Source organism: Kitasatospora sp. NPDC048540, assembly GCF_040651175.1.
GTDB lineage: Bacteria > Actinomycetota > Actinomycetes > Streptomycetales > Streptomycetaceae > Kitasatospora.
The window spans coordinates 1-23,786 of record NZ_JBEZIR010000133.1; the positions used below are offsets into that span (position 1 = coordinate 1).

At 71.0% G+C, this 23,786-nt stretch carries 16 protein-coding genes and 2 pseudogenes; 13 read left to right on the forward strand and 5 right to left on the reverse strand.

Going from position 1 to position 23,786, the window contains the following annotated elements; genetic code table 11:
- The 3 genes and pseudogenes from AB0D08_RS34115 to eccE all read right to left on the reverse strand — a co-directional run.
- Positions 1 to 126: pseudogene (locus AB0D08_RS34115) on the reverse strand (hypothetical protein); the annotation flags it as partial.
- Positions 98 to 784: pseudogene (locus tag AB0D08_RS34120) on the reverse strand (hypothetical protein); the annotation flags it as partial. The pseudogenes AB0D08_RS34115 and AB0D08_RS34120, both read right to left, overlap by 29 nt.
- Entirely contained in the window at positions 784 to 2,163 is a 1,380-nt protein-coding gene (gene eccE, locus AB0D08_RS34125) for a type VII secretion protein EccE (protein ID WP_359894118.1), read from the reverse strand. The pseudogene AB0D08_RS34120 and the gene eccE, both read right to left, overlap by 1 nt.
- A 221-nt stretch (positions 2,164 to 2,384) precedes the next feature.
- Between eccE and AB0D08_RS34130 the strand changes: the two genes are divergently transcribed.
- The 4 genes from AB0D08_RS34130 (at position 2,385) to mycP (ending at position 6,260) form a co-directional block, all read left to right on the forward strand.
- A complete protein-coding gene (locus AB0D08_RS34130) occupies positions 2,385 to 3,971 on the forward strand; it encodes a type VII secretion protein EccB (protein ID WP_033817669.1) in 1,587 nt (528 codons plus the stop codon).
- A 188-nt stretch (positions 3,972 to 4,159) separates the two neighbouring features.
- A complete protein-coding gene (locus tag AB0D08_RS34135; protein ID WP_033817668.1) occupies positions 4,160 to 4,462 on the forward strand; it encodes a WXG100 family type VII secretion target in 303 nt (100 codons plus the stop codon).
- Between the two features lie 83 nt (positions 4,463 to 4,545).
- Positions 4,546 to 4,842 carry a WXG100 family type VII secretion target gene (locus tag AB0D08_RS34140; protein WP_033817667.1) on the forward strand — a complete coding sequence of 99 codons (297 nt, stop codon included), beginning with the start codon at positions 4,546 to 4,548 and terminating at the stop codon, positions 4,840 to 4,842.
- A gap of 137 nt (positions 4,843 to 4,979) precedes the next feature.
- On the forward strand, positions 4,980 to 6,260 hold the full coding sequence (gene mycP, locus AB0D08_RS34145) for a type VII secretion-associated serine protease mycosin (RefSeq protein ID WP_359894120.1): 1,281 nt from the start codon (positions 4,980 to 4,982) through the stop codon (positions 6,258 to 6,260).
- A gap of 78 nt (positions 6,261 to 6,338) precedes the next feature.
- Here the strand turns inward: mycP and AB0D08_RS34150 are convergent, their stop codons facing one another.
- Complete coding sequence (locus tag AB0D08_RS34150; protein WP_033817666.1) at positions 6,339 to 7,748, reverse strand: APC family permease; 1,410 nt, start codon at positions 7,746 to 7,748, stop codon at positions 6,339 to 6,341.
- Between the two features lie 418 nt (positions 7,749 to 8,166).
- Complete coding sequence (locus AB0D08_RS34155) at positions 8,167 to 12,120, reverse strand: type VII secretion protein EccC (RefSeq protein WP_033817665.1); 3,954 nt, start codon at positions 12,118 to 12,120, stop codon at positions 8,167 to 8,169.
- Between the two features lie 420 nt (positions 12,121 to 12,540).
- On the opposite strand from AB0D08_RS34155, the gene eccD reads away from it, so the two are divergent.
- The 9 genes from eccD to AB0D08_RS34200 all read left to right on the forward strand — a co-directional run bounded on the left by eccD (position 12,541) and on the right by AB0D08_RS34200 (position 23,491).
- Complete coding sequence (gene eccD / locus AB0D08_RS34160; RefSeq protein ID WP_033817664.1) at positions 12,541 to 13,995, forward strand: type VII secretion integral membrane protein EccD; 1,455 nt, start codon at positions 12,541 to 12,543, stop codon at positions 13,993 to 13,995.
- Between the two features lie 144 nt (positions 13,996 to 14,139).
- The gene (gene rpsO / locus AB0D08_RS34165) at positions 14,140 to 14,430 is read left to right on the forward strand and encodes a 30S ribosomal protein S15 (protein ID WP_033817663.1); all 291 of its coding nucleotides are present in this window, start codon (positions 14,140 to 14,142) and stop codon (positions 14,428 to 14,430) included.
- Between the two features lie 418 nt (positions 14,431 to 14,848).
- A complete protein-coding gene (locus AB0D08_RS34170; RefSeq protein WP_033817662.1) occupies positions 14,849 to 17,056 on the forward strand; it encodes a polyribonucleotide nucleotidyltransferase in 2,208 nt (735 codons plus the stop codon).
- 93 nt (positions 17,057 to 17,149) lie between these two features.
- Complete coding sequence (locus tag AB0D08_RS34175) at positions 17,150 to 18,502, forward strand: pitrilysin family protein (protein ID WP_033817661.1); 1,353 nt, start codon at positions 17,150 to 17,152, stop codon at positions 18,500 to 18,502.
- Positions 18,503 to 18,516: 14 nt separating this feature from the next.
- Entirely contained in the window at positions 18,517 to 19,263 is a 747-nt protein-coding gene (gene dapB / locus AB0D08_RS34180) for a 4-hydroxy-tetrahydrodipicolinate reductase (RefSeq protein WP_033817660.1), read from the forward strand.
- A 7-nt stretch (positions 19,264 to 19,270) separates the two neighbouring features.
- Positions 19,271 to 19,711 (forward strand): tetratricopeptide repeat protein, encoded by a 441-nt coding sequence (locus tag AB0D08_RS34185; RefSeq protein ID WP_033817659.1) that lies wholly within the window; start codon positions 19,271 to 19,273, stop codon positions 19,709 to 19,711.
- A 48-nt stretch (positions 19,712 to 19,759) separates the two neighbouring features.
- The gene (thyX, locus tag AB0D08_RS34190; protein WP_359894124.1) at positions 19,760 to 20,494 is read left to right on the forward strand and encodes an FAD-dependent thymidylate synthase; all 735 of its coding nucleotides are present in this window, start codon (positions 19,760 to 19,762) and stop codon (positions 20,492 to 20,494) included.
- Between the two features lie 240 nt (positions 20,495 to 20,734).
- Entirely contained in the window at positions 20,735 to 21,634 is a 900-nt protein-coding gene (gene dapA / locus AB0D08_RS34195; protein ID WP_033817658.1) for a 4-hydroxy-tetrahydrodipicolinate synthase, read from the forward strand.
- A 171-nt stretch (positions 21,635 to 21,805) separates the two neighbouring features.
- The gene (locus AB0D08_RS34200) at positions 21,806 to 23,491 is read left to right on the forward strand and encodes a ribonuclease J (protein WP_033817657.1); all 1,686 of its coding nucleotides are present in this window, start codon (positions 21,806 to 21,808) and stop codon (positions 23,489 to 23,491) included.
- Positions 23,492 to 23,786 lie beyond the last annotated feature (295 nt).

Sequence of the window (23,786 nt, forward strand, 5' to 3'; positions counted from 1 at the left end):
GAGGGTGTTCATCAGGTTCTGCTTGAGCGGGTCGTACGGCGAGATCCAGGGCGCGAAGGCCGCCGTGAACAGCAGGCCGGCCACCAGCACCAGGCATCCGGGTCGCCCAGAGCGTGATGTTGTCACCGAGCGTGGGCAGCGCCGCGACCTCCGCGCTGCCGAGCGACAGCAGCCGCCCGACCAGGTCGGACTCCTGCGGGGAGATCCGCTGCAGGCCGACCAGGTCGGCCGCGTTGAGCACCCGGGCGGCGTTCGGGCCGAGGTACGGGAGCAGGGTCAGGGTGGTCTGCCACGGCGTCGCGGACAGCCGGCTGCGCGACGGGCGCGCGCCGAGGTCACGCACCACCAGCACCGGGGAGGCCACCGAGGCGCCCTGGGCGCCGAGCCGGCCGACCTGGTGCACCGTCACGCACGGCTGGCCGCCGCCGGCCGCCTGCGCCATCGGCGACCAGGCCTGCGGGCGGCCGGTCTCGACGGCGACCCGGGCACCGGTGGCGGCCGCCCGCAGCGCGATGATCTGCGCCGTCCACATGCCGCCGACCAGCACCACCTCGTACGAGGACGGGCGGAACAGGCCGATCACGGCGGGCTGCTGCTGCGGGTCGACACCGATCAGCACACCGTCGTCGCCGACCGGGAAGGACAGCGCGGCCAGGTCCTCGGTGGTCAGGACGTGCTTCTCCCGGCTGGGGCCGCGCAGGCCGAAGCCGGGGCGGATCTTCGGCGGGCGGGGCTGGTCCGGGCCGGGCTGCGGGGCCTGGACGGGGTAGCTCTGATAGGCCATCAGGAAGTCCCTCCCAGGGGCAGCGTGGCGAGCAGGCCCGGTGCCTGCTCCAGGTCGAGGCGGGTCAGGCCGACCCCGGCGCTCTGCGCACGGGTCTCGACCAGGCGGCCGACCTGGGCGACCTCGCTCTCGCTGCGGCCGGTCACCCGGACGTGTCCGCTGATCGCGACCGAGCCGCCCATGCCGTGGCCGGCGGTCAGGCTGAAGGTGCTGGCCAGCGCGGGCGTGCCGGTGACCAGGTTGACCAGGTCGGGTGCGGAGATCCGGCCGGGGGCGCCACCGGGGCGGCCGAGCTGCGGCCACTTGGAGATCCAGTAGGTGCTGTGCCAGCGGTCGTCGATCCGCCAGAACTTGCCGCTCTCCTGGGTCCGGCGGGCGCCGAGCCCGCCGCCGCCGGTGCCCTGACGGCCGGCCACCGCCATCGGGTTGGCGCAGATCGAGATGGCCAGCGCCGCGATCAGCTCGCGCTCGTCCAGCACCGTGGCGGTGAACCCGGCGCTGTTGAGCCGGCCGGCGAGCTGGTCGGTGACGCGCTGCAGGGTCTTGCGCGCACCCTCCTCGCCGCCGCCGCGGGCCAGCACCGCCGAGGCGGCCTTCTCCGGGTCGAGCTTCAGCGCGACCCAGGTCAGCCGGAGCCCGGGGGTGGTGAGCCCGTCCGGAAGCTGGTGGTAGGCGCGGAACGCCAGCGACTGGTCCGGCAGGTGCGGCGCCGGGGCGGGCTGGGTGTGCTGGACCAGCTGCACCGACTCCAGGGCGATGTCGTCCACCTGGAGCGCCGAGCAGATCACGTCCAGCGGCAGCGGCAGCGCGGTCCGGTGCGGGCGCAGCGGCTGGTCCTTGGCCTGCACCAGCAGGACCGAGGTCAGGAAGGTGCCGTCGCCGACCATGCCGGTCTCCCGGCGCAGCGGCCGGCCGTCGCCGAGGTCGGTCTCGGTGGCGTGGGTGTACGTGCGCAGGGCCGGCTCCAGCTCCAGGGCGGGAGCCAGTGCCGGGTCGGTGCCGGGCGGCGGCACGTTGTACTGCGCCTCCTTGCGGCGGGACTTGAGCGCGAGACGGACCCGCATGCCCTCGGGCGCGGTCCGGCCGGACAGCGGCAGCAGGGCCACCACCACGAGGACGACGGCGGGCACCGCGAAGACGCCGGCCATCATCGGCTTGATCGTCCAGCCCACCGCGACCAGGGCGGCGGCGACCTCCAGCAGCACGAGCTGCTGCAGGCGCAGCCGGCTGCCGAGCAGTCCCGGCCTGGGCTGGACCTTCGGCGTGACCGCGGCGGTCGGTGCGGGCCGCGCGGCGGCGGCCGCCCGGCGTCCTCCCCGGCTCTCCGGCGTCCGGCCCTGTGATGTGCTGCGTCGCGCTGGAGCGGACTGGCTTGGCATCCCCCGAGTGGCCCTCTCTGATCAGATATCACGGCCCGGTTGGCCGGTCGGCGAACCGTACCCGTACCGTACTCACCGTCTGCTGCCGCATCGTAGAGGGTTGGCCGGTCCTCGTGCCGGTGGGGGGTGCCCGGCCGGGTGGCCCGGGGTGGCAGACTCGCGCACTGGACACGTGCGCTGACGCAACCACAGATGTCGGTCACACAGGGGAGACGACAAGCATGGCATCACGCCGGGACGAGCTGAACGCCTACACCTTCGCACGCAAGCGGATGGTCGGCGCATTCCTGCAGCCCAGTGGCGGCGGCAACGACGAGGACGCGCCTCGTCCGGTGCGCGCGGTGCTGCCGAGCTTCGTGGTGGCCGCGGTCACGGTGGCGGGCTTCGGCATGTGGGGTGTCATCAAGCCGGCCGCGCCGGTGAACTGGGACAGCGGCAAGTACATCGTCCAGGCGAAGCAGTCGACCACCCGGTACGTGGTGCTCAAGGACCCGACCAACGGGCAGATGGTGCTCCACCAGGTGCTGAACATGTCCTCGGCCCGGCTGGTGCTGCCGGCCGGCGCCGAGGTGATGCCGGTCGCCGACGACGTGCTCGACAAGTACCGCAACCACGGGGCGACGATCGGGATCCCGTACGCGCCGGACCGGCTGCCGAAGGCGGCCGACGCGGGCGCGGCCAAGAAGTGGTCGGTCTGCGACCGTCCCGGCAACGCGACCAACACGCAGGAGTCGATCAGCCAGTCGGTCTTCGTGGCGGCCGACAAGGAGGCCGAGACCCTGGCGGCCAAGGACAAGATGCTCGCCGACGGCCAGGCGCTGTTCGTCCAGGGCCCGCCGACCGGCGGCACCCCCGGCAGCAAGTACCTGGTGGACTCCACCGGTACCCGGCACGCGGTCGGCCCGGTCGACACCCAGGCCGGTGACCAGCAGGCCATGGAGTCGGCGCTGTTCGGCCGCGGCACGCAGCCGCAGCAGGTGACCGACGACTGGCTGCGCACGCTCGCCGACGGCAAGGCGATCACCTTCCCGAAGATCCCCGGCTTCGTGGACGGCAAGGTCACCCTCTCCACGGTGGACGTCTCCTCGACGGCCGAGAAGCGGGTCGGCCGGGTGCTGCAGTTCCAGGACAGCTTCTTCGTGGTCGGCACCGACCACATCTACGCCGTGACGCCCCTGCAGGCCGAACTGATCCTCAACGACCCGGGGATGGACACGGTGTACGACCGGAAGAAGCCGGAGCCGTTCCAGCTGACCCCGTCGGACAACGCCAAGCTGGCGCCGCTGGTGGACACCGAGGCGATGAAGGCCCCGGTGACCTGGCCGTCCAACCGGATCGACAAGGCGGTCAACGCCGGCACCGACAAGGGCGCCCGGTCGGTGGTCTGCAGCACCTTCGAGAGCATCGAGAAGAACGTCGTCAAGCGCAGCGTCTGGGCCTGGACCGACTACCCGGCGCCGGTCTCCTCGGGTTCGCTCAGTGCGCACGTGACGCCGGGCCACGGCCTGCTGTACCGGGCGGTGGACAACGTCGGTGCGGAGACGTCCGGCAGCGACTTCCTGATCACCGAGACGGGCCTGCGCTACTCGCTGCCGAACAACAACGACGGCCCGGCCGGTGCGGCCGGTGCCTCCGCGACCCCGGCGCCCGGTGGTCAGCCGGAGCAGAAGAGCGAGGCCAACGAGGCGCAGGCGCGGCTGGGTTACAAGGACATCGTCCCCACCCAGGTGCCGGTGGAGTGGTCGAAGCTGGTGCCGGGCGGCGGTGTGCTGAACACCTTCGCCGCGCTGCAGGCCCAGAACGCGTAGGGAAAGGCGTGACAGAACGTCATTCCGCTTTGGGGCGTAGTGTCATGGTCTGGTAACTACCCGCCTCCCGGTGTTGGGTGTCTTGCGTCGGAAGGCTAAAGTTCTCCGGGGCATCACACCGTGGTGTCGACGGGTAGACCGTGCCAGGACTATCCGGACGAAGTCTGTCTCATGGGGGACGGTGGATCATGGCTGGTCAGTTCAGGACGACCGCTGAGGAGATGAACGCGTTCGCCAACCGCATCGGTGAGGTGAACGCGCAGGTTCAGGGTGAGATCGGCAAGCTGAACTCGCTGGTGGACTCGATCTCTCAGGGCTGGCAGGGTCAGGCCGCGGCCGCGTACCAGCAGATGCAGTCGCGCTTCAACGAGGACGCGAACGCGCTGAACAAGGTGCTCGACGAGATCAAGCAGGCGATCGAGGCCACCACGAAGCTCTACGCCGCGACCGAGGAGGACCAGCAGTCCTCGCTGTCCGGCATCGGCGGCTGAGCCCTCGCGGGCGACTCAATCCGAAGCCTTGGCCGACGGCTGCGTAAACGGGGCGCCGACGGCCACATCGACAAGGAGACACCATGGCTGGCAACAACGGCATTCTCGTCAATTTCTCGACCATTCAGAACGCGGGCTCGGAGGTGCGCCAGACGGCCGCGCGCATCCAGTCGCAGCTCGACGACCTGAAGTCGGGCGTCCAGCGCATCGCGGCCAGCTGGGAGGGCGCGGCCCAGGAGGGCTACCAGGCCCGCCAGGCGCAGTGGGACGCGAAGGCCGCCGACCTGCAGCAGGTGCTCGGCCAGATCGCGACCGCGCTGGACAACGCCGCGCAGAGCTACCAGGCGACCGAGCAGAAGAACGTCGGCATCTGGGGCTGAGTACGGCCCACCAGGGGCGGTACCTCGCCGGTGAGGCGGTACCTCACCGGTGAGCGGGGCGGGCGTCCGGCAGGACGCCCGCCCTTCGCGCGTCGCGCAGACGCGCACGGCATCGTGTGGATCAGAGGGGTGGACGGGTGTCGTTGGGTAGGTACCGCAGGCTGGCCGCCGCATCGGTGGTGCTGGGGGTGGTCGGCGTGGCGGCCGCGGCGCCGGCGTACGCGGCCGGGCCCGGGGCGGACGCCTCGGGCGATGTGAAGGCGCCGGTCGCGATAGCCGCCGCCGGTGAGTGCACCTTCCCGTCCCAGGACGTCGCGAGTGCCCCGTGGGCGCTGCAGCGGGTGCTGCTGGACGAGTTGTGGCAGGGCGGACGCGGCGCGGGGGTCACCGTCGCGGTGATCGACACCGGCGTGGACAACCAGAACCAGCAGCTCAAGGACAAGGTCCTGGACGGCGGCTCGTACCTCGTCGACCGGCAGACCAACCAGCCGGTCGAGGGCAACGGGCTGACCGACAAGGTCGGCCACGGCACCAAGGTGGCGGGCATCATCGCCGCCAAGCCGCTGCCCGGCCGGACCGGCTTCGTGGGCATCGCCCCGGACGCGACGATCCTGAGCATCCGGCAGAACGACAGCGACGGCAACGGCAACGTCGAGACGCTGATCAAGGCGATCGACACCGCGGTCGCCAGGGGCGCCAAGGTCATCAACATCTCGCAGGACGTCCGGGCGACCGGTGAAGAGGGCGACTTCCCGATGAAGTCCCAGCTGCGCGACGCCCTGAAGCGCGCGGAGACCGCCAAGGTCGTGGTGATCGCCTCCTCCGGCAACGACGGCAAGGAGGGCCCGACCTACCCCGCGGCCTTCGACACCGTGCTGGCGGTGGGCGCCTCGGACCGCAACAACGAGCGCGCGCCGTTCTCGCAGTACGGCGACTTCGTCGGGGTGGTCGCGCCGGGGGTGGACATGCTCTCCACCGTCCCGGCCGGCGGCCAGTGCGTCGACAACGGCACCAGTTTCTCCGCGCCGTACGTGTCCGGGCTGGCGGCGATCCTGGTGGGGATGCACACGGACTGGACACCGGCCCAGGTCCGGGCCCGGATCGAGCAGACCGCGCAGCGCAACGAGCGCGACCGCAACAAGTTCATCGGCTGGGGCGTGGTCGACCCGGTCAAGGCCGTCCAGGGCGGCAAGGACCAGGACCCCGCGCCGCACCCGGATGCCAAGGTGCGGCTGGACACCGTGCCGATCGTGGCGCAGCCGCTCGGCCTGGCGGAGACCCAGGCCGACCGGGACCAGCGCACCGGCACCTTCGTGCTGGCGGCGGGCGCGCTGATCGTGGCCGCACTGGCCGGCGGCTCGGTGGTGATGCGGGACTACCGCCGCCGCCAGGCGGGCCAGGCCGGTCAGGAGTTCTGAGCAGCCGTACGGCGCCGGAAGGCCGGTGGCCCCGTCCCCTCGCGGGACGGGGCCACCGGCCTTCGTACGTGGTGCGGGTCAGACCTGCTCGTCCTCGGGCAGGGTGATCACCCAGCGGCTGTCCTGCCGCGGCCGCAGGTACAGCAGCCAGTAGAGGGCGGCCGCGGCGGTGAGGCCGCCGGTCCACCACAGGGCGGTGGGGTCGAGCTTGGTCAGCACGTAACCGAGCACCAGGATCAGCAGGACCGGCAGGACCGGCCACAGCGGCTGGCGCCAGGCGGGGGCGTCCTTGTGGGCGCCGCGGCGGGAGAACAGCGCGGCGACGGCGACCAGCAGGTAGAGCGCCGCGACGGCGACCCCGGTGATGTTGGTGAGCAGACCGTTGGGGACGAAGCAGAGCACCGCGCCGGGGACGCCGACCGCCAGGGTGGAGATCCACGGGGAGCCGTGCCGGTTGAGGGTGCCGAAGGCCTTGTTGACCGGCTCCGGCCAGGCCTTGTCGCGGCCGGAGGCGAACAGCACCCGGGAGTTCTGGATGACCATCACGATGCCCGCGTTGATGATGGCGAGCGCGATGCAGAGGCTGATGAAGCTGCCGACCGTGGAGTTGCTCCAGCCGGCCACCAGGCCCGAGACGTCCCCGCCGGTGAGGGTGTCGAGGTCGGGGGCGCCCATGGTGATGGCGATGACCGGCACCAGGATCACCACGACCGACAGGGCCAGCGTCCACAGCACGGTGCGGGCGACGTTGCGGCGGGGGTTCTCCAGCTCCTCGGAGAGGTAGATGGCGGTGGAGAAGCCCTGGGTGACGAAGAGCGCGGTGCCCATCGCCGCCAGGATGGCCGCGAAGCCGACCGTGCTGCTGCCGCCGTGGCTGTCGCCGACCACGCCGTGCAGCATCGAGCCCACGCCGCGCTCGCTGTGCGCGAAGCCGAGGACGGACACCACGCCGGCCGCGATCACCTCCAGGACCAGGAAGACACCGGTGATCCAGGCGTTGGCCCGCAGGTCCAGCAGACCGGCCACGGTGGCCGCCAGCATCACCGCGGCGCCCGCCCACCGGGCGTCCACGTGCATGATCGGCGTCAGGTAGTCGGCCGTGCCGATGGCGATGACCGAGGGCACGATCATCACCACGATCAGGGACTGGACGAACACCAGCCAGCCGGCGAACCGGCCCGCCAGGGTCCCCACCATCGCGTACTCGCCGCCGGCGCTGGGGATCAGGGTGCCGAGCTCCGAGTAGCAGAACGCGACCGCGATGCAGAGCACCGAGCCGATCGCGATCGACATCGCGGTGGCGGTGCCCAACGAGCTGAACAGGTCCGGGACCAGGACGAACAGGGAGGAGGCCGGCGTGACGCAGGACAGCGTCAGCAGGGTGCCGCCCACCACGCCGATCGAACGGGTGAGCGTCTTCGGCGCGCCCGCTCCGGTGGGGTCGGCCGCGGGGGCGGCGACGACCTGAGGGGGAAGCGTGTCGGTCATGGGTGGTCCGATCGGCCGAGGTGGTGAGGGGGGCGGGAGTGGTATCGCCTCCGAGGCGTTGCCGGTGTCTTCAAGGTCACTCCCGCTGCGCCATGGAACCGCGACGGGATCGGGTGCGTCAACGCCGATCAGCTTCGGAATCCGTTGCATCCTGCATCGTTCGAGACTGATTTCATGGTCACGCGCGGCAATCTTCTGCTATGTCCGACTTGTTAGCGCCGATGAACGGCACTTGAATCAAAGGTGAATCGCGCGCAAGTGCCATTGATTCGAAGGCGGTCCGGGGGTGCGGGAACCGCAGGTCTGCCGCGAAAAAACCTCCATAACGTTCTGGCACAGTCCACGGTGCGGAATGCCACGAGGGCCGGACCCCTGGCGGGATCCGGCCCTCGTCGTCGCTCGGTGCGCTCCGGTGCCCTTACGGCGCCGGCAGCCAGCCCGTCTGCACGGTGTTCCCGGCGGTGGCCCGGCGGGTCACGAACGTGCCCCGGCCCGGCGGGAACGGCTGCGGCTTGGCCGTGCCGAGCAGCGCGCCCTCGCCCTTGTCGCCGGAGAGCAGCACGCCCTGGCCGCCCAGCTCGCGCATCCGCTGCATGACCGGCTCGAACAGGGCCCGGCCGGCGCCGCCGGCGCTGCGCGCGATGATCACGCGCAGACCGATGTCGCGGGCGAACGGCAGGAACTCCGCCAGCGGTGCCAGCGGGTTGCCCGAGGCGGTGGCGACCAGCTCGTAGTCGTCCACGATCACGAACATGTCCTTGCCGGTGTACCAGCTGCGGTTGCGCAGCTGCTCCGGCGTGACGTCCGGGCCGGGGAGCCGGCGGGAGCAGGCCCCGCGCAGCATCTCGACGATGGACGTCATGGCGGGGGCCGCGGCCGCGTACTCCACCAGGTACTCCGGCGGCACCACGCCCAGCAGCGAGCGGCGGAAGTCGCCGACCACGATGCCGGCCTGGTCCGGGGTGTACCGCTCGGTGATCTGCTTGATCAGCATCCGCAGCAGCGCCGACTTACCCGACTCGCTCTCACCGAAGACGATGAACAGCGGGTCGGACTCGAAGTTGACGAAGACCGGCGCCAGCTCGACCTCGTCCACACCGAAGGCCACACCCAGCTCGGGGTGCTCGAAGCCCTTGGGCAGCGCGTTGCCGTCCAGCACCTGCGGCAGCATCCGGACCTGCGGGGCGCGCGGCCCCGCCCAGGCCGCGTTGACCTGGGCGACCAGGTCGGTGACCCCGTCCACCAGGTCCTCGACCGCGGACGAGCCGTCCAGGCGCGGCAGACCGCCGAGGAAGTGCAGCTTGGAGGCGGTCAGACCGCGGCCGGGCGCGCCGGCCGGGACGTTCTGCGCGACCTTGCGGTCGATCTCCGACTCCATCGAGTCGCCGAGCCGCAGCTCGGTGCGGTTCTGCAGCAGGTCCTTCAGCGCCGGGCGGACCTCGGCGTACCGGGCCGCCGTGATGATCACGTGGACGCCGTAGCCGAGACCGCGCTGGGCGATGTCGGCGATGACCGGCTCCAGGACCTCGTACTCCTGCTTGAAGGTCAGCCAGCCGTCGATCATCAGGAAGACGTCACCGAACTGCTCGTCCGGCAGCTGGCCGGCCGCCCGCCTGGTGCGGTAGGTGGCGATGGTGTCGATGCCGCTGGCCCGGAAGAGCTCCTCGCGGCGGTTGAGCACCCCGTGCACCTCGCTGACCGTGCGGCGGACCTTCTCGACGTCCAGACGCCCGGCCACGCCGCCGACGTGCGGCAGGTCGGCCAGCGCGCCGAAACCGCCGCCACCGAAGTCGAGCAGGTAGAACTGCGTCTCCACCGGGGTGTGGGTGACCGCGAAGCCCGCCACCATGGTGCGGATCATCGTCGACTTGCCGGACCGCGGGCCACCGACGATCAGACCGTGGCCGGCCGCCCCCGAGTAGTCCTGGTACAGCACGTCCCGGCGCTGGTCGCGCGGCTTGTCGACGATGCCGACCGGCACCACCAGACGGCCGAGCGCACCGTACTCCGGCGAGGTCAGACCGCGGTCGGCGGTCGCCTGCAGCGGCGGCACCAACTGGTCGACGCTGGGCGCCTCCTCCAGCGGGGGCAGCCACACCTGGTGGGCCGGCGGACCCTGGCCGAGCATCCGCGACACGAACACGTCGAGCATGGTGTCGAGCAGCGAGTCGTCGATCTCCTCGACCTCCTCGACCACCTCCTCGACCACGGGCTCGATCACCGGCACCTCGGAGGCGGTGAACAGCACCGGCAGCGCGGTGACGGTCGCCCCGCTGACGCTGCGCACCTGGCCCGGCGGCCGGTACGGCCCGGACACGTACGCGGCCCGGAACCGCTCCATCACGTCGGAGCCGAACTTCAGGTACCCGACACCGGGGACCGGCGGCAGGTGGTACGCGTCCGGCACACCGATCGCGGCCCGCGACTCGGCGGCCGAGAAGGTGCGCAGACCCAGCCGGTAGGACAGGAAGGTGTCCAGACCGCGGAGCTTGCCCTCCTCCAGGCGCTGCGAGGCGAGCAGCATGTGCATACCGAGCGAACGGCCGATCCGGCCGATCTGGATGAACAGGTCGATGAAGTCGGGCTTGGCGGTGAGGAGTTCGGAGAACTCATCGATGATCATCACCAGCGAGGGCAGCGGGTCGAGCGCCGCACCGGCGCCGCGGGCCCGCTCGTACTCGTTGATGTTGGCGTAGTTGCCCGCCGCGCGCAGCAGCTCCTGCCGGCGGTTCATCTCACCCTCGATCGCATCGCGCATGCGGTCGATGAGGGTGGCCTCGCCCTCCAGGTTGGTGATGACCGCCGCGGTGTGCGGCATCTCCGACATGCCGGCGAAGGTGGCGCCACCCTTGAAGTCGGCGAGGACGAAGTTGAGGATCTCCGAGGAGTGCGTCACCGCGAGCGCCAGCACCAGCGTGCGCAGCACCTCGGACTTGCCGGAACCGGTGGCGCCCACGCACATGCCGTGCGGGCCCATCCCCTCCAGCGAGGCCTCCTTGATGTCCAGCCAGACGTACTCGCCGTTGGTGCCCACGCCCAGCGGCACCCGCAGCTTCTCGCGCAGCGGCTTCGCTCGCCAGTGCCGGGCCGGGTCGAAGGCGCCCGGGTCACCGGTGTTCATCATCTCGGTGAAGTCCATGCTGACCAGCGACGGGTCGCCGTCGTCACCGCCGGCCGACACCCGGAACGGGGCCAGCTGACGGGCCAGCGCCTCGGACTGCCAGACCGACAGGAAGTCGGGCCTGCCCGAGTAGGCGGCGCCCGAGGCGGCCTCCAGCAGCAGCTCGTCCTTGCCGACGGTGATCATCAGGTGGCCGCCGGGCTCGTCCAGGTCGCCGGGGACGACCTCCAGCACGGTGACGCCCTGGACGCCCTCCACACCGCCGAGGAGCGAGTCCTGCGGCACCGCGGCACCGTCCATGATGACCACGATGTGCGGCTGGTCGGGCGAGGGCACGGTGTCCCGCGAGAAGCCCTTGCGGCCGGCCAGCTCGTCGGCCAGCAGCTCCTCCAGCTCACCGAGACCGGTGGCGATCAGACGGCGCGAACCGGCGCCGTCGGTCTCCTTGCGGTGCTGGGTGTGCGGCAGCCACTTGGCCCACTCCCACTCGTCCACCGCACCGGGCGCGGCGGCGACCGCCACGATCAGGTCCTCGGGCGAGTGCAGCGTCGTCAACTGGGCGACCATCGCCCGGACGTTGCCGTACACGGCGTCCGGGTCACCGGACACCATGATGTGGTAGAAGGCGCGCAGCGACACCGACAGCGGCAGGTCCTGCAGCGTGCCGTGGGCCTTGATGAAGGTGCCCATCGCCTCGGCCGCGAGCGGCTCCAGCTCGTCCATCGGCGCCGTCTGCGGCGCCCGGATCGGCGTGGACAGCTGCTGCGGCCCGCGCCCCAGCCTGATCTGGGCGAAGTCCCCGTCACCGGGCCTGCGCTCCCACAGCCGGCGGCCCTCGGCCACGATCGACCACAGCTGGTCCGGCTCGGGGTGGGTGAACAGCAGCGAGCCGCGCTGGTGCTCCGCCGTGCGGCGGACCTGGCGGCGCATCTGCTGCAGGTACTTCAGGTAGTCGCGGCGCTCGTCCGCGGTACCCGCATTGCCCCCCTTGCGGGCCTTGACGATCTGCGCCACCGCCATGCCGGCGGTCGAGGCGACCATCAGGACACCCATCATCTTCATCGGGCCCTGGGCGCCCGGCGAGAAGAAGAAGGCCGCCGATCCGCCCATGCCGAGCAGCGGCAGCAAGGACATCATCCAGTCCTCGCCGCCGCCGCGGGGCAGCTCTGGCGGAGCCACCAGCTCCACCGGCTCGTCCGGGACCGGGGGCGGGTACGCCCGCGCCGGACGCTTGACGGTTACCACGCTCATGCGACCGCCTCGTACTGCTCGCTCACCACGGCATCAGCCCTCACGCAACTGGATACGTACGGGTGAGGGCGCCCCGTGTGATGACGCCGCCCCCGCTCCGCCGACCGCAGGCGCTCCAGGGGTGACGTGCGTTCGTCCGCCCCCGTACGCCTCGCGCAGGGGCCGATCCTACTGGTCGGGTCCGGATCGTTCGGCCACGGGGGCGGCCTGGCCGGGCGTCAGCCCCGTGGAGGCCGCCTGCCGGGCAGTCAACTGCCGTCCACCGGCGGGCTGCGCGAGGGGCGGCGAGCGGGCCGGGCCGGGCTGGCGGTAGGGTAACGCCGCGCCAACTCTTGGCCGGATCGTGTCAGTTCCGGGCCGGCCCGGAGCCAGCAAGGCGTCTAGCTGACTTACCGACACAGTCAACGAGGGGGAGCGCCGGTGAGTGGAAACGCGACGACCGGATTCTGCCGGGTCACGGTCGTGGCGCCGGACAGCAGGATCGATGTCGCACTGCCGGAGGACGTGCCGCTCGCGGACATCTACCCCGAGGTCCTGCGGCTGTCCGGCCAGACCCAGGTGGACGGGGCGCCCACGGGCTTCCACCTGGTGCGCCGCGACGGCACCGTGCTCGACAGCGGCCTGCCGCTGGCCGCGCAGCAGGTCCGCGACGGTGACCTGCTGAGCCTGCGCCCGTTCGCCGAGTCGCTGCCGCCCGCGGTCTACGACGACGTGGCGGACGCCATCGCCAAGGCCGTCGAGGCCGACCGCCGGTTCTGGAGCCCCGACCTGATGCGGGCCTTCGGCCTGGTCGGCGGCACAGTGCTGCTGGTCCTGCTGGGCTTCGCGCTCTGGTTCTCCGACGTCCACCACGACATGTACGGGCTGCCCGGCATCCTGTCCGGCGTCACCGCCGTGGTGCTGGTCGCCTACTCCGGCGTGCGCGCCCGGGTGTACGACGACCACGACGCCGCACTGGCCCTCGGCCTCGGCGCCCTGCCGCACACCCTGATCGCCGGTTCCGGCATCATCGCCGCCGCCCACCGGGGCGACGGCCCGGGCCGGCTGCAGTTCCTGGTCGGCTGCGTGGCCGTGCTGGTGGTCTCGGTGCTGCTGGTCGGCCTGCTGCCGGAGAAGGACTCGGTCTTCGTCGCGGCCTCCTTCCTGGCCGCCGCCGGCACCCTGGCGACCTTCGCCGCGGTGCTGCTGCCGGGCACCTCGCCCACCCACATCGCCGCCGTCACCGGCGTCGCCGCGGTCTCGGTGATCGGCTTCCTGCCGGCCCTGTCGGCCCGGTTCGCCAGGCTCCCGGTCGGCTTCAGCGCCCCCGGCCAGACCCGCACCCGCGGCAACTCCTACACGGAGGAGGCCGACCACGCGGAGACCGTCCAGTACGAGCGGATCGCCCACCAGGCCCGCCGCGGCCACGAGGTGCTGGTCGGCCTGGTCGGCGGCTGCGCCGCGACCATCGTCGGTGCCTGCGCGGTGCTCGGCTTCAGCAACGGCGCGTTCGCCGAGGTGCTGGCGCTGACGCTGGGCGTCTCCACCATGCTGCGGGCCCGGCTGTTCCGCTACACCGCCCAGGTCTTCAGCCTGACAGTGGCCGGCCTCGCCGGTCTCGGCCTGCTGATCGTCGGCCTGTCGCTGAACACCCCGCTGTTCCTGCTGAAGTCCGGCGAGACCGCGATCGACCTGCGCACCATCTGGCTGGCCGCCTCGATCGCGTTCGGCGCCGCGGTGCTCACCGCCATCGCGCTGATCGTGCCCAAGCAGGGGGTGTCCCCGTTCTGGGGCCGTATCCTCGACATGATCGACGGCCTGATGCTGATCTCGCTGGTCCCGCTGGCCCTGGCGGTGCTGAACATCTACGCCCTGGTCCGCGGCGCCACCAGCTGACCGCGCAACCGCTGCTCCGCGCCGGTCGGCGGCCCCCTTGGCGGGGGCGGCCGACCGGCGCTGGTACTCTTGGTCAGTCCGGGCTCAGTCAGATTCTGTGTCGCCTACCAGAATCGCTCGGCGAAACCCTTTGAAGGAGATGCAGTGGCTCTCGCCGCCGACGTCAAGAAGCAGATCATCGCCGAGTTCGGCCAGAAGGAGGGCGACACCGGCTCTCCCGAGGTCCAGGTCGCCATGCTGTCCCGCCGTATCGCGGACCTGACCGGTCACCTCAAGACCCACAAGCACGACCACCACTCGCGCCGTGGCCTGCTCATCCTGGTCGGCCAGCGCCGCCGGCTGCTGCAGTACCTGGCCAAGAAGGACATCGAGCGTTTCCGTACCCTGGTCGACCGCCTCGGCATCCGCCGCGGCGCCGCCGGCGGCGCTCGCTGAGTACCGCACCGTGGGGCGGCTCCCCTTCCCGGGGAGCCGCCCTTCGGCACATCCGCCGCAGTGACGCCGCCGTATTTCCCCACGCGTGGCAATCACCGGATCGGTAGGGTGTGAATTTGTAAGGTGAGGGGCATGCCCGGTCATGACGGCGACACGACGCCGCAAGAACCGGGGCAGCATCACCGCACCACGAGCGGGCCGCTGGCTTCAAACGGAAGCCGCCCGCACCAGGGGAGCGTCCACACGCGACCACCTACCAGCAGGCCGCAGGCGCCGGTCCTCGGTAGTGGCCCCCGGGAGTCCGACGAACGGACGGCCCGGAGGCTTCGATCGAAGACCGGCCCAGACTGCCCGGGCCATCGGTAGGCAAAGCGCAGGGGCGCTCCTCGGGAGACGTACGAAAGAGGAGATCTTCCAGGTGGAAGAGAACGTGTTCTACGCCGAGGCCGTCATCGACAACGGCAGCTTCGGCACCCGTACCATCCGCTTCGAGACCGGCCGGCTGGCCCGTCAGGCCGCCGGCTCCGCCGTGGCCTACCTGGACGACGACACCATGGTGCTGTCGGCCACCAGCGCCTCCAAGCAGCCGAAGGAGCACTTCGACTTCTTCCCGCTGACGGTCGACGTCGAGGAGCGGATGTACGCCGCGGGCCGGATCCCCGGCTCGTTCTTCCGTCGTGAGGGCCGGCCCTCCGAGGACGCGATCCTCACCTGCCGCCTGATCGACCGCCCGCTGCGCCCGTCCTTCGTCAAGGGCCTGCGCAACGAGATCCAGGTCGTCGTCACCGTGATGGCGCTCAACCCGGACCACCTGTACGACGTCGTGGCGATCAACGCCGCGTCCGCGTCCACCCAGCTGGCCGGCCTGCCGTTCTCCGGTCCGATCGGCGGCGTCCGCGTCGCGCTGATCAAGGGCCAGTGGGTGGCGTTCCCGACCCACACCGAGCTCGAGGACGCGGTCTTCGACATGGTCGTGGCCGGCCGCGCGCTGCCGGACGGCGACGTCGCGATCATGATGGTCGAGGCCGAGGCCACCACCAAGACCATCAAGCTGGTCGAGGGCGGCGCCGAGGCGCCGACCGAGGAGGTCGTGGCCGCCGGCCTCGAGGCCGCCAAGCCGTTCATCAAGGTGCTCTGCGCCGCCCAGGCCCAGCTGGCCGCCCAGGCCGCCAAGCCGACCGGCGAGTTCCCGGTCTTCCTGGAGTACCAGGACGACGTCCTGGCCGCGCTGACCGCCGCCGTCAAGCCGGAGCTCGCCAAGGCGCTCACCATCGCCGGCAAGCAGGACCGCCAGAACGAGATCGACCGCATCAAGGCGATCGCCGCCGAGAAGCTCCTGCCGGAGTTCGAGGGCCGCGAGAAGGAGATCGGCGCCGCCTACAACGCGCTGACCAAGAAGATCGTCCGCGAGCGCGTCATCAAGGACAAGGTCCGCATCGACGGCCGCGGCGTCACCGACATCCGCACCCTGGCCGCCGAGGTCGAGGCCATCCCGCGGGTGCACGGCTCGGCCCTGTTCGAGCGTGGCGAGACCCAGATCCTGGGCGTCACCACCCTCAACATGCTCCGCATGGAGCAGCAGCTCGACACGCTCTCCCCGGAGACCCGTCGCCGCTACATGCACAACTACAACTTCCCGCCGTACTCGGTCGGCGAGACCGGCCGCGTGGGCTCGCCCAAGCGCCGCGAGATCGGCCACGGCGCGCTGGCCGAGCGGGCGATCCTGCCCGTGCTGCCGACCCGCGAGGAGTTCCCCTACGCGATCCGCCAGGTCTCCGAGGCGCTGGGCTCCAACGGCTCCACCTCGATGGGCTCGGTCTGCGCCTCCACCATGTCGCTGCTGAACGCCGGTGTGCCGCTGAAGGCCGCCGTCGCCGGTATCGCCATGGGCCTGATCTCGCAGGAGATCGACGGTGAGACCCACTACGTGACCCTCACCGACATCCTCGGCGCCGAGGACGCGTACGGCGACATGGACTTCAAGGTCGCCGGTACCCGGGGCTTCATCACCGCCCTCCAGCTGGACACCAAGCTGAACGGCATCCCGGCCTCGGTCCTGGCCGCCGCGCTGAAGCAGGCCAAGGACGCCCGTCTGCACATCCTCGACGTGATGAACGAGGCCATCGACGCGCCCGACGAGATGTCGCCGAACGCGCCGCGCATCATCACCATCAAGATCCCGGTGGACAAGATCGGTGAGGTCATCGGCCCCAAGGGCAAGATGATCAACCAGATCCAGGAGGACACCGGCGCGGACATCACCATCGAGGACGACGGCACCATCTACATCGGTGCGGTCGACGGTCCCTCGGCGGAGGCTGCCCGTACGACGATCAACCAGATCGCCAACCCGACCATGCCGGAGGTCGGCGAGCGCTACCTGGGCACCGTGGTGAAGACCACGACGTTCGGCGCGTTCGTCTCGCTCATGCCGGGCAAGGACGGCCTGCTGCACATCTCGCAGATCCGCAAGCTCGCCGGTGGCAAGCGCGTGGAGAACGTCGAGGACGTGCTCGCGGTCGGCTCCAAGGTCCAGGTCGAGATCGCCGAGATCGACCCCCGCGGCAAGCTCTCGCTGATCCCGGTCGTCGAGGGTGAAGAGGCCGGCGAGGCCGCGTCCGAGTGACGCAGCGCTAGCACTCCCGCGGCCCGCACGCTCCACCCGGAGCGTGCGGGCCGCACCCTGTTGTTTCCCCGCACGTTTCATGGAGGTCCACCCGTGGCCCAGGCCTCGGCAGCACAGCAGCGTCCCGGCACCACCCGGACCCTGCTCAAGGGCGTCGACGGCGCCGGCACCGTCCGGCGCACCGTCCTCGCGGGCGGCCTGCGGGTCGTCACCGAGACCCTGCCCACGGTGCGCTCGGCGACCTTCGGCATCTGGGTCGGCGTCGGCTCCCGGGACGAGACCCCGGTCCTCAACGGCGCCACCCACTACCTGGAGCACCTGCTCTTCAAGGGCACCGAACGCCGCTCCGCGCTGGAGATCTCCGCCGCGCTGGACGCGGTCGGCGGCGAGATGAACGCCTTCACCGCCAAGGAGAACACCTGCTACTACGCGCGGGTCCTCGACACCGACCTGCCGCTGGCCATCGACGTGGTCTGCGACATGCTGACCGGCTCGCTCATCCGCCCCGAGGACGTCGACGCCGAGCGCGGCGTCATCCTCGAGGAGATGGCGATGGCCGAGGACGACCCGGGCGACGTGGTGCACGACCTGTTCGCCAAGGTGATCTACGGCACCGGCCCGCTCGGCCGCCCGATCCTCGGCACCCAGGAAACCGTCACCGGCCTCACCCGCGACCAGATCGCGGGCTTCTACCGCCGCCGCTACAAGCCCGAGAACCTGGTGGTGGCCGCCGCCGGCAACCTCGACCACGCCAAGGTCGTCCGGCTGGTCGAGAAGGCCTTCGCACCGGTCCTCGCCAAGTCCGCCGGCCACCCCGCCGAGGTCCGCCGCGGCGTCAAGGCGGTCCGCACCGCCGGCCGGATCGAGGTCATGAACCGCCCCACCGAGCAGGCCCACCTGGTCCTCGGCGTCCCCGGCGTGCCCCGGCACGACGACCGCCGCTGGGCGATGGGCGTGCTCAACGCGGCGCTCGGCGGCGGGATGAGCTCGCGGCTGTTCCAGGAGGTCCGCGAGAAGCGCGGACTGGCCTACTCGGTCTACTCCTACTCCTCCTCCTACGCCGACAGCGGCCTGTTCGGCATCTACGCCGGCTGCCAGCCCAAGCGGGTCGAGGAGGTGCTCAAGATCTGCCGCGCGGAGCTCGCCCGGGTGGTCGAGGAGGGCATCACCGAGGAGGAGCTGCACCGCGCGATCGGCCAGCTCTCCGGCTCCACCGTGCTCGGCATGGAGGACACCGGCTCGCTGATGAACCGGATCGGCAAGGCCGAGATCAGCTACGGCCACCACCTGTCGGTCGACGAGATGCTGGAGAAGATGGCATCCGTCACCCTGGCCGACGTCCACGCGGTGGCCCGTGATGTGCTGGGGGCGCACCGGCCCTCGCTCGCGCTGATCGGCCCGGTCAACAACAAGCGCGCCGCCAACCTCGCCGACCTGCTGGTCTGAAGGGACCCCACAAGATGACGCTGCGTGTCGCCGTGATCGGCGCCAAGGGCCGGATCGGCTCCGAGGCCGTCAAGGCCGTCGAGGCCGCCCCCGACCTGGAACTGGTCGCGGCCCTGGGCCGCGGCAGCGACCTCGCCGAGCTCACCGCCGCGGGCGCCGAGGTCGCCGTCGAGCTGACCCACCCCGACGCGGTGATGGCCAACCTGGAGTACTGCCTCGGCCACGGCATCCACGTGGTCACCGGCACCACCGGCTGGACCGAGGACCGCCTGGCCACCGTCCGCGGACAGCTCGACCGCAGCCCCGCCACCGGCCTGCTGATCGCGCCGAACTTCTCCATCGGCGCCGTGCTCGCCATGCAGTTCGCGCAGCAGGCGGCCAAGTACTTCGAGACCGTCGAGGTGGTGGAGCTGCACCACGACCGCAAGGCCGACGCCCCCTCCGGCACCGCCACCCGCACCGCCCAGCTGATCGCCGCGGCCCGCGACAAGGCCGGCCTGCCCCGCCAGTCCGACCCCACCACCCACGGCCTGCCCGGCGCCCGCGGCGCCGACGTCGACGGCGTCCCCGTCCACGCGGTACGCCTGCGCGGCCTGCTGGCCCACCAGGAGGTGCTGTTCGGCGACGCCGGCGAGACCCTGACGCTGCGCCACGACTCGCTGCACCACAGCTCGTTCATGCCCGGCATCCTGCTCGCCGTGCGCACCGTGGTGGACCGCCCCGGCCTGACCCTGGGCCTCGAACACTTCCTGGACCTGTGAGCCCCCGATGACCTCGCGCACCGGTTTCTTCCTGCTCGCCGCCGCCCTGCTGGTGGTCGCGGCGATGTGCGTCCTGGAGGGCGTCCAGCTGATCGCCACCGGCGAGCCGCTCGGTATCGGCCTCGGCCTCTGCGCCTTCGTCATCCCCGGCATCGGGGTCTGGTTCCTGCGCCAGACCGTCCGCTTCGGCCGCGCCAGCGAGCGGCTCGCCAAGGAGCTGGAGGCCGAGGGCGGCCTCCCGGTGGACGAGCTGCGCCGCACCCAGGGCGGCCGGATCGACCGGGACTCGGCCGACGAGGTCTTCGCCCGCCGCAAGTCCGAGGCCGAGGCGGCCCCGCACGACTGGCGGGTCTGGTTCCGCCTCGCCGTCGCCTACGCCGACGCCGGCGACACGCCGCGCGCCCGCAAGGCCATGCAGCACGCCATCAAGCTCAACCCGGCGGCCTAGATAGGCTGGCCCCGTCACCGACCTGCACCACCTCTGGAGGATCCTCGCGTGAGCGACGACCTGGACACCGTCCCGCAGTTCCGTAGCGACGTCACCGTGGACCTGGTCCGCAGTGCCGCCGCCGACTCCGACGTGGTCTGGGCCGCCCGGGTCTCGACGGCGGGCGAGCAGTCCCTGGAAGCGCTCCAACAGGACCCCGAGAAGTCCACCGGACTGATCAACTTCCTGATGCGGGACCGCCACGGCACGCCGTTCGAGCACAACTCGATGACCTTCTTCATCAGCGCGCCGATCTTCGTCTTCCGCGAGTTCCACCGCCACCGCAGCGGCTGGTCCTACAACGAGGAGTCCGGCCGCTACCGCGAGCTGCAGCCGGTCTTCTACGTCCCCGGCGCCGACCGCAAGCTGGTCCAGGAGGGCCGCCCCGGCCGGTACGAGTTCGTCGACGGCACCGAGAAGCAGCACGCCGTGGTGGCCGACTCGATGGAGGCCGCCTACCAGGCCTCCTACCGGGCCTACCAGGAGATGCTGGACGCCGGCGTGGCCCGCGAGGTGGCCCGGGCCGTGCTGCCGGTCGGCCTGTTCTCCTCGATGTACGCGACCTGCAACGCCCGCTCCCTGATGCACTTCCTCTCGCTGCGCACCAAGGCCGAGAACGCCAAGGTCCCGTCCTTCCCGCAGCGCGAGATCGAGATGGTCGCCGAGCAGATGGAGGCCAAGTGGGCGGAGCTCATGCCGCTCACCCATGCGGCGTTCGAGAAGCACGGCCGAGTCGCCCCCTGACCTGGGGTGATAGGCATATGGGCGGGTTGCGTGGCATGTCCGGATTGCAGCCTTTCGCCCCGCTCCCTACGCTCAGGACACGGATTCCGGTGCTGCATGAACCCCCGAGCATGCAGCACCGGAATCCCACCTGTGTGACGGCCCTCCCGACCCGGCTGCGCCCCCGCGCGGCAGCCGCGGCTGTCCGAACAGTGGACCGCCGTGGCTGCCACCCAGGGGCCTACGAGTAGTTTTGGACCCATGGCTCCGACCTCCACCCCCCAGACGCCGTTCGGCCGGGTACTGACCGCGATGGTGACGCCGTTCACCGCGGACGGCGCCCTCGACCTCGACGGGGCGCAGCAGCTCGCCGCGTACCTCGTCGACGCCGGCAACGACGGCCTGGTGCTCAACGGCACCACCGGCGAGTCCCCGACCACCAGCGACGCCGAGAAGGCCCAGCTGGTCCGCGCCGTGGTGGAGGCGGTGGGGGAGCGGGCCCACGTCATCGCCGGGGTCGGCACCAACGACACCCACCACAGCGTCGAACTCGCCCGGCAGGCCGAGGCCGCCGGGGCGCACGGCCTGCTCGCGGTCACGCCGTACTACAGCAAGCCCCCGCAGGAGGGCCTGTACCGGCACAACCTCGCCATCGCGGACGCCACCGGCCTGCCGGTGATGCTGTACGACATCCCCGGACGCAGCGGTGTGCCGCTCGGCCACGAGACCATCGTCCGGCTCGGCGAGCACCCGAGGATCGTCGCCAACAAGGACGCCAAGGGCGACGTCGGCGCCGCCTCCTGGGCCATCGCCCGGTCCGGGCTGGCCTGGTACTCCGGCGACGACGTGCTGACCCTCCCGCTGCTCTCGGTCGGAGCCGTCGGCGTGGTCAGCGTGGTCTCCCACGTGGTCACCCCGGAGCTGCGCGCCATGATCGAGGCCTTCACCGCCGGCGACGCCGCCAAGGCACTCGCCATCCACCAGGGACTGCTGCCGGTCTTCAGCGGTATGTTCCGTACCCAGGGCGTGATCCTCAGCAAGGCCGCGCTCACCCTGCAGGGCCGGCCGGCCGGTCCGCTCCGCCTGCCGCTGATCTCCGCCACGGACGACGAGATTGCCGTCCTGAGGCAGGATCTGGCCGCCGGCGGGGTACACCTGTAACAGACGAAGACGTGCGCGCCCCCGGATCGCCGAGCCGCCAGGCCCGCCGCTGGACCGGAACGAAGGCGCGAAGGCACAGATGCCTAGCAATGAGGAAACCAACGATGGACGCACGCCATATGTCGCCAGGGGCGGACCCGGGCATATGGCGTGCGTCGTGAGGAGAGTCTTTTGAGCCACCCGCATCCCGAACTCGGCGCACCCCCCGCACTCAAGCAGGGTGCCCTGCGCATCACCCCGCTCGGCGGCCTCGGCGAGATCGGCCGCAACATGACGGTCCTCGAGTACGGCGACCGCATCCTGATCATCGACTGCGGTGTCCTGTTCCCCGAGGACGAGCAGCCCGGCATCGACCTGATCCTGCCGGACTTCAGCTACATCCGGGACCGCCTCGACAAGGTCGACGGCATCATCCTCACCCACGGGCACGAGGACCACATCGGCGCCGTGCCGTACCTGCTCCGGGAGAACCCGGACATCCCGCTGATCGGTTCCAAGCTCACCCTCGCCCTGATCGAGGCCAAGCTCGCCGAGCACCGGATCCGCCCGTACGTGCTCGAGGTGGCGGAGGGCGAGCGCGAGCGCATCGGCCCGTTCGACTGCGAGTTCATCGCCGTCAACCACTCCATCCCGGACGCGCTGGCCGTCGCCGTGCGCACCCCGGCCGGCATGGTCGTCGCCACCGGTGACTTCAAGATGGACCAGCTGCCGCTGGACGGCCGCCTCACCGACCTCCCGGCCTTCGCCAAGCTGGCCGAGGAGGGCATGGACCTGCTGCTGGTGGACTCCACCAACGCCGAGGTCCCCGGCTTCATCCCGCACGAGCGCGACATCTCCGCTGCGCTGCGCAACGTCTTCGCCAGCGCCGAGAAGCGCATCATCGTGGCCTCGTTCGCCAGCCACGTGCACCGCATCCAGCAGGTGCTGGACGCCGCGCACGAGCACAAGCGCAAGGTGGCCTTCGTCGGCCGCTCGATGGTCCGCAACATGGGCATCGCCCGCGACCTCGGCTACCTGAAGGTCCCCGGCAACCTGGTCGTCGACGTCAAGACGCTGGACGACCTGCCCGCGGACAAGGTGGTGCTGGTCTGCACCGGCTCCCAGGGCGAGCCGATGGCGGCGCTGTCGCGAATGGCCAACCGGGACCACCAGATTCGGATCGTCGAGGGCGACACCGTCGTCCTCGCCTCCTCGCTGATCCCGGGCAACGAGACCGCGATCTACCGCGTGATCAACGGCCTGACCCGCTGGGGCGCCAACGTCGTCCACAAGGGCAACGCGAAGGTGCACGTCTCCGGTCACGCGTCCTCCGGTGAGCTGCTGTACTTCTTCAACATCTGCAAGCCGCGCAACCTGATGCCGGTCCACGGCGAGTGGCGCCACCTGCGGGCCTGCGCGGACCTCGGTATCAAGACCGGTGTGCCGAAGGAGCGCACGGTCATCGCCGAGGACGGTGTCTGCGTCGACCTGGAGAACGGCGTCGCGAAGATCGTCGGCAAGGTCCAGGCCGGCTACGTCTACGTCGACGGCTCCTCGGTCGGCGATGTCACCGAGGCCTCGCTCAAGGACCGCCGCATCCTCGGCGAGGAGGGCTTCATCTCCGTCTTCGTGGTGGTCGACTCCACCAACGGCAAGATGGTGAGCGGCCCGACCATCCAGGCCCGCGGCTCCGGCATCGAGGACAATGCCTTCGGTCCGGTCGTGGCCAAGCTGGAGGAGGCGCTCAGCCGCTCCGCCAGCGACGGCGTGCTGGAGGTCCGGCAGGTGCAGCAGCTGGTCCGGCGGACCATCGGCAAGTGGGTGGCGGACAACTACCGCCGCCGGCCGATGATCCTCCCGGTGGTCGTCGAGGTCTGACGGCCGGCCCTGCGGGGCCTGCTCGACCCGGTTTGACGCGGGGCAGCTCGGAGCGTAGTGTTCTCCGAGTTGCCCCGCGGTCGTTGGGTTCGGAGATGAATTCGAATCGGAGCCCGGGAAAACAGCCCGAGAAACTCTGCTAGAGTTCGGGAGCGCCGAAAGGCCGAAACGAAGCGAAATCCGATCGAATGAAACTCCGGAAAACGGAGCGGAAAACATCTGATAAGCTTGAAACACGAAAGAACGAAGCGCCCGGAGGGCCCGCTGGAAGGCGGTCCGAAGGAAGTGTCCGTTC

Bases quoted from the DNA above. Each gene is read 5' to 3' on its own strand.
- eccE (WP_359894118.1), bottom strand. From the start codon at position 2,163: ATGCCAAGCCAGTCCGCTCCAGCGCGACGCAGCACATCACAGGGCCGG.
- AB0D08_RS34130 (WP_033817669.1), top strand. From the start codon at position 2,385: ATGGCATCACGCCGGGACGAGCTGAACGCCTACACCTTCGCACGCAAG.
- AB0D08_RS34135 (WP_033817668.1), top strand. From the start codon at position 4,160: ATGGCTGGTCAGTTCAGGACGACCGCTGAGGAGATGAACGCGTTCGCC.
- AB0D08_RS34140 (WP_033817667.1), top strand. From the start codon at position 4,546: ATGGCTGGCAACAACGGCATTCTCGTCAATTTCTCGACCATTCAGAAC.
- AB0D08_RS34150 (WP_033817666.1), bottom strand. From the start codon at position 7,748: ATGACCGACACGCTTCCCCCTCAGGTCGTCGCCGCCCCCGCGGCCGAC.
- AB0D08_RS34155 (WP_033817665.1), bottom strand. From the start codon at position 12,120: ATGAGCGTGGTAACCGTCAAGCGTCCGGCGCGGGCGTACCCGCCCCCG.
- dapB (WP_033817660.1), top strand. From the start codon at position 18,517: ATGACGCTGCGTGTCGCCGTGATCGGCGCCAAGGGCCGGATCGGCTCC.
- AB0D08_RS34185 (WP_033817659.1), top strand. From the start codon at position 19,271: ATGACCTCGCGCACCGGTTTCTTCCTGCTCGCCGCCGCCCTGCTGGTG.
- dapA (WP_033817658.1), top strand. From the start codon at position 20,735: ATGGCTCCGACCTCCACCCCCCAGACGCCGTTCGGCCGGGTACTGACC.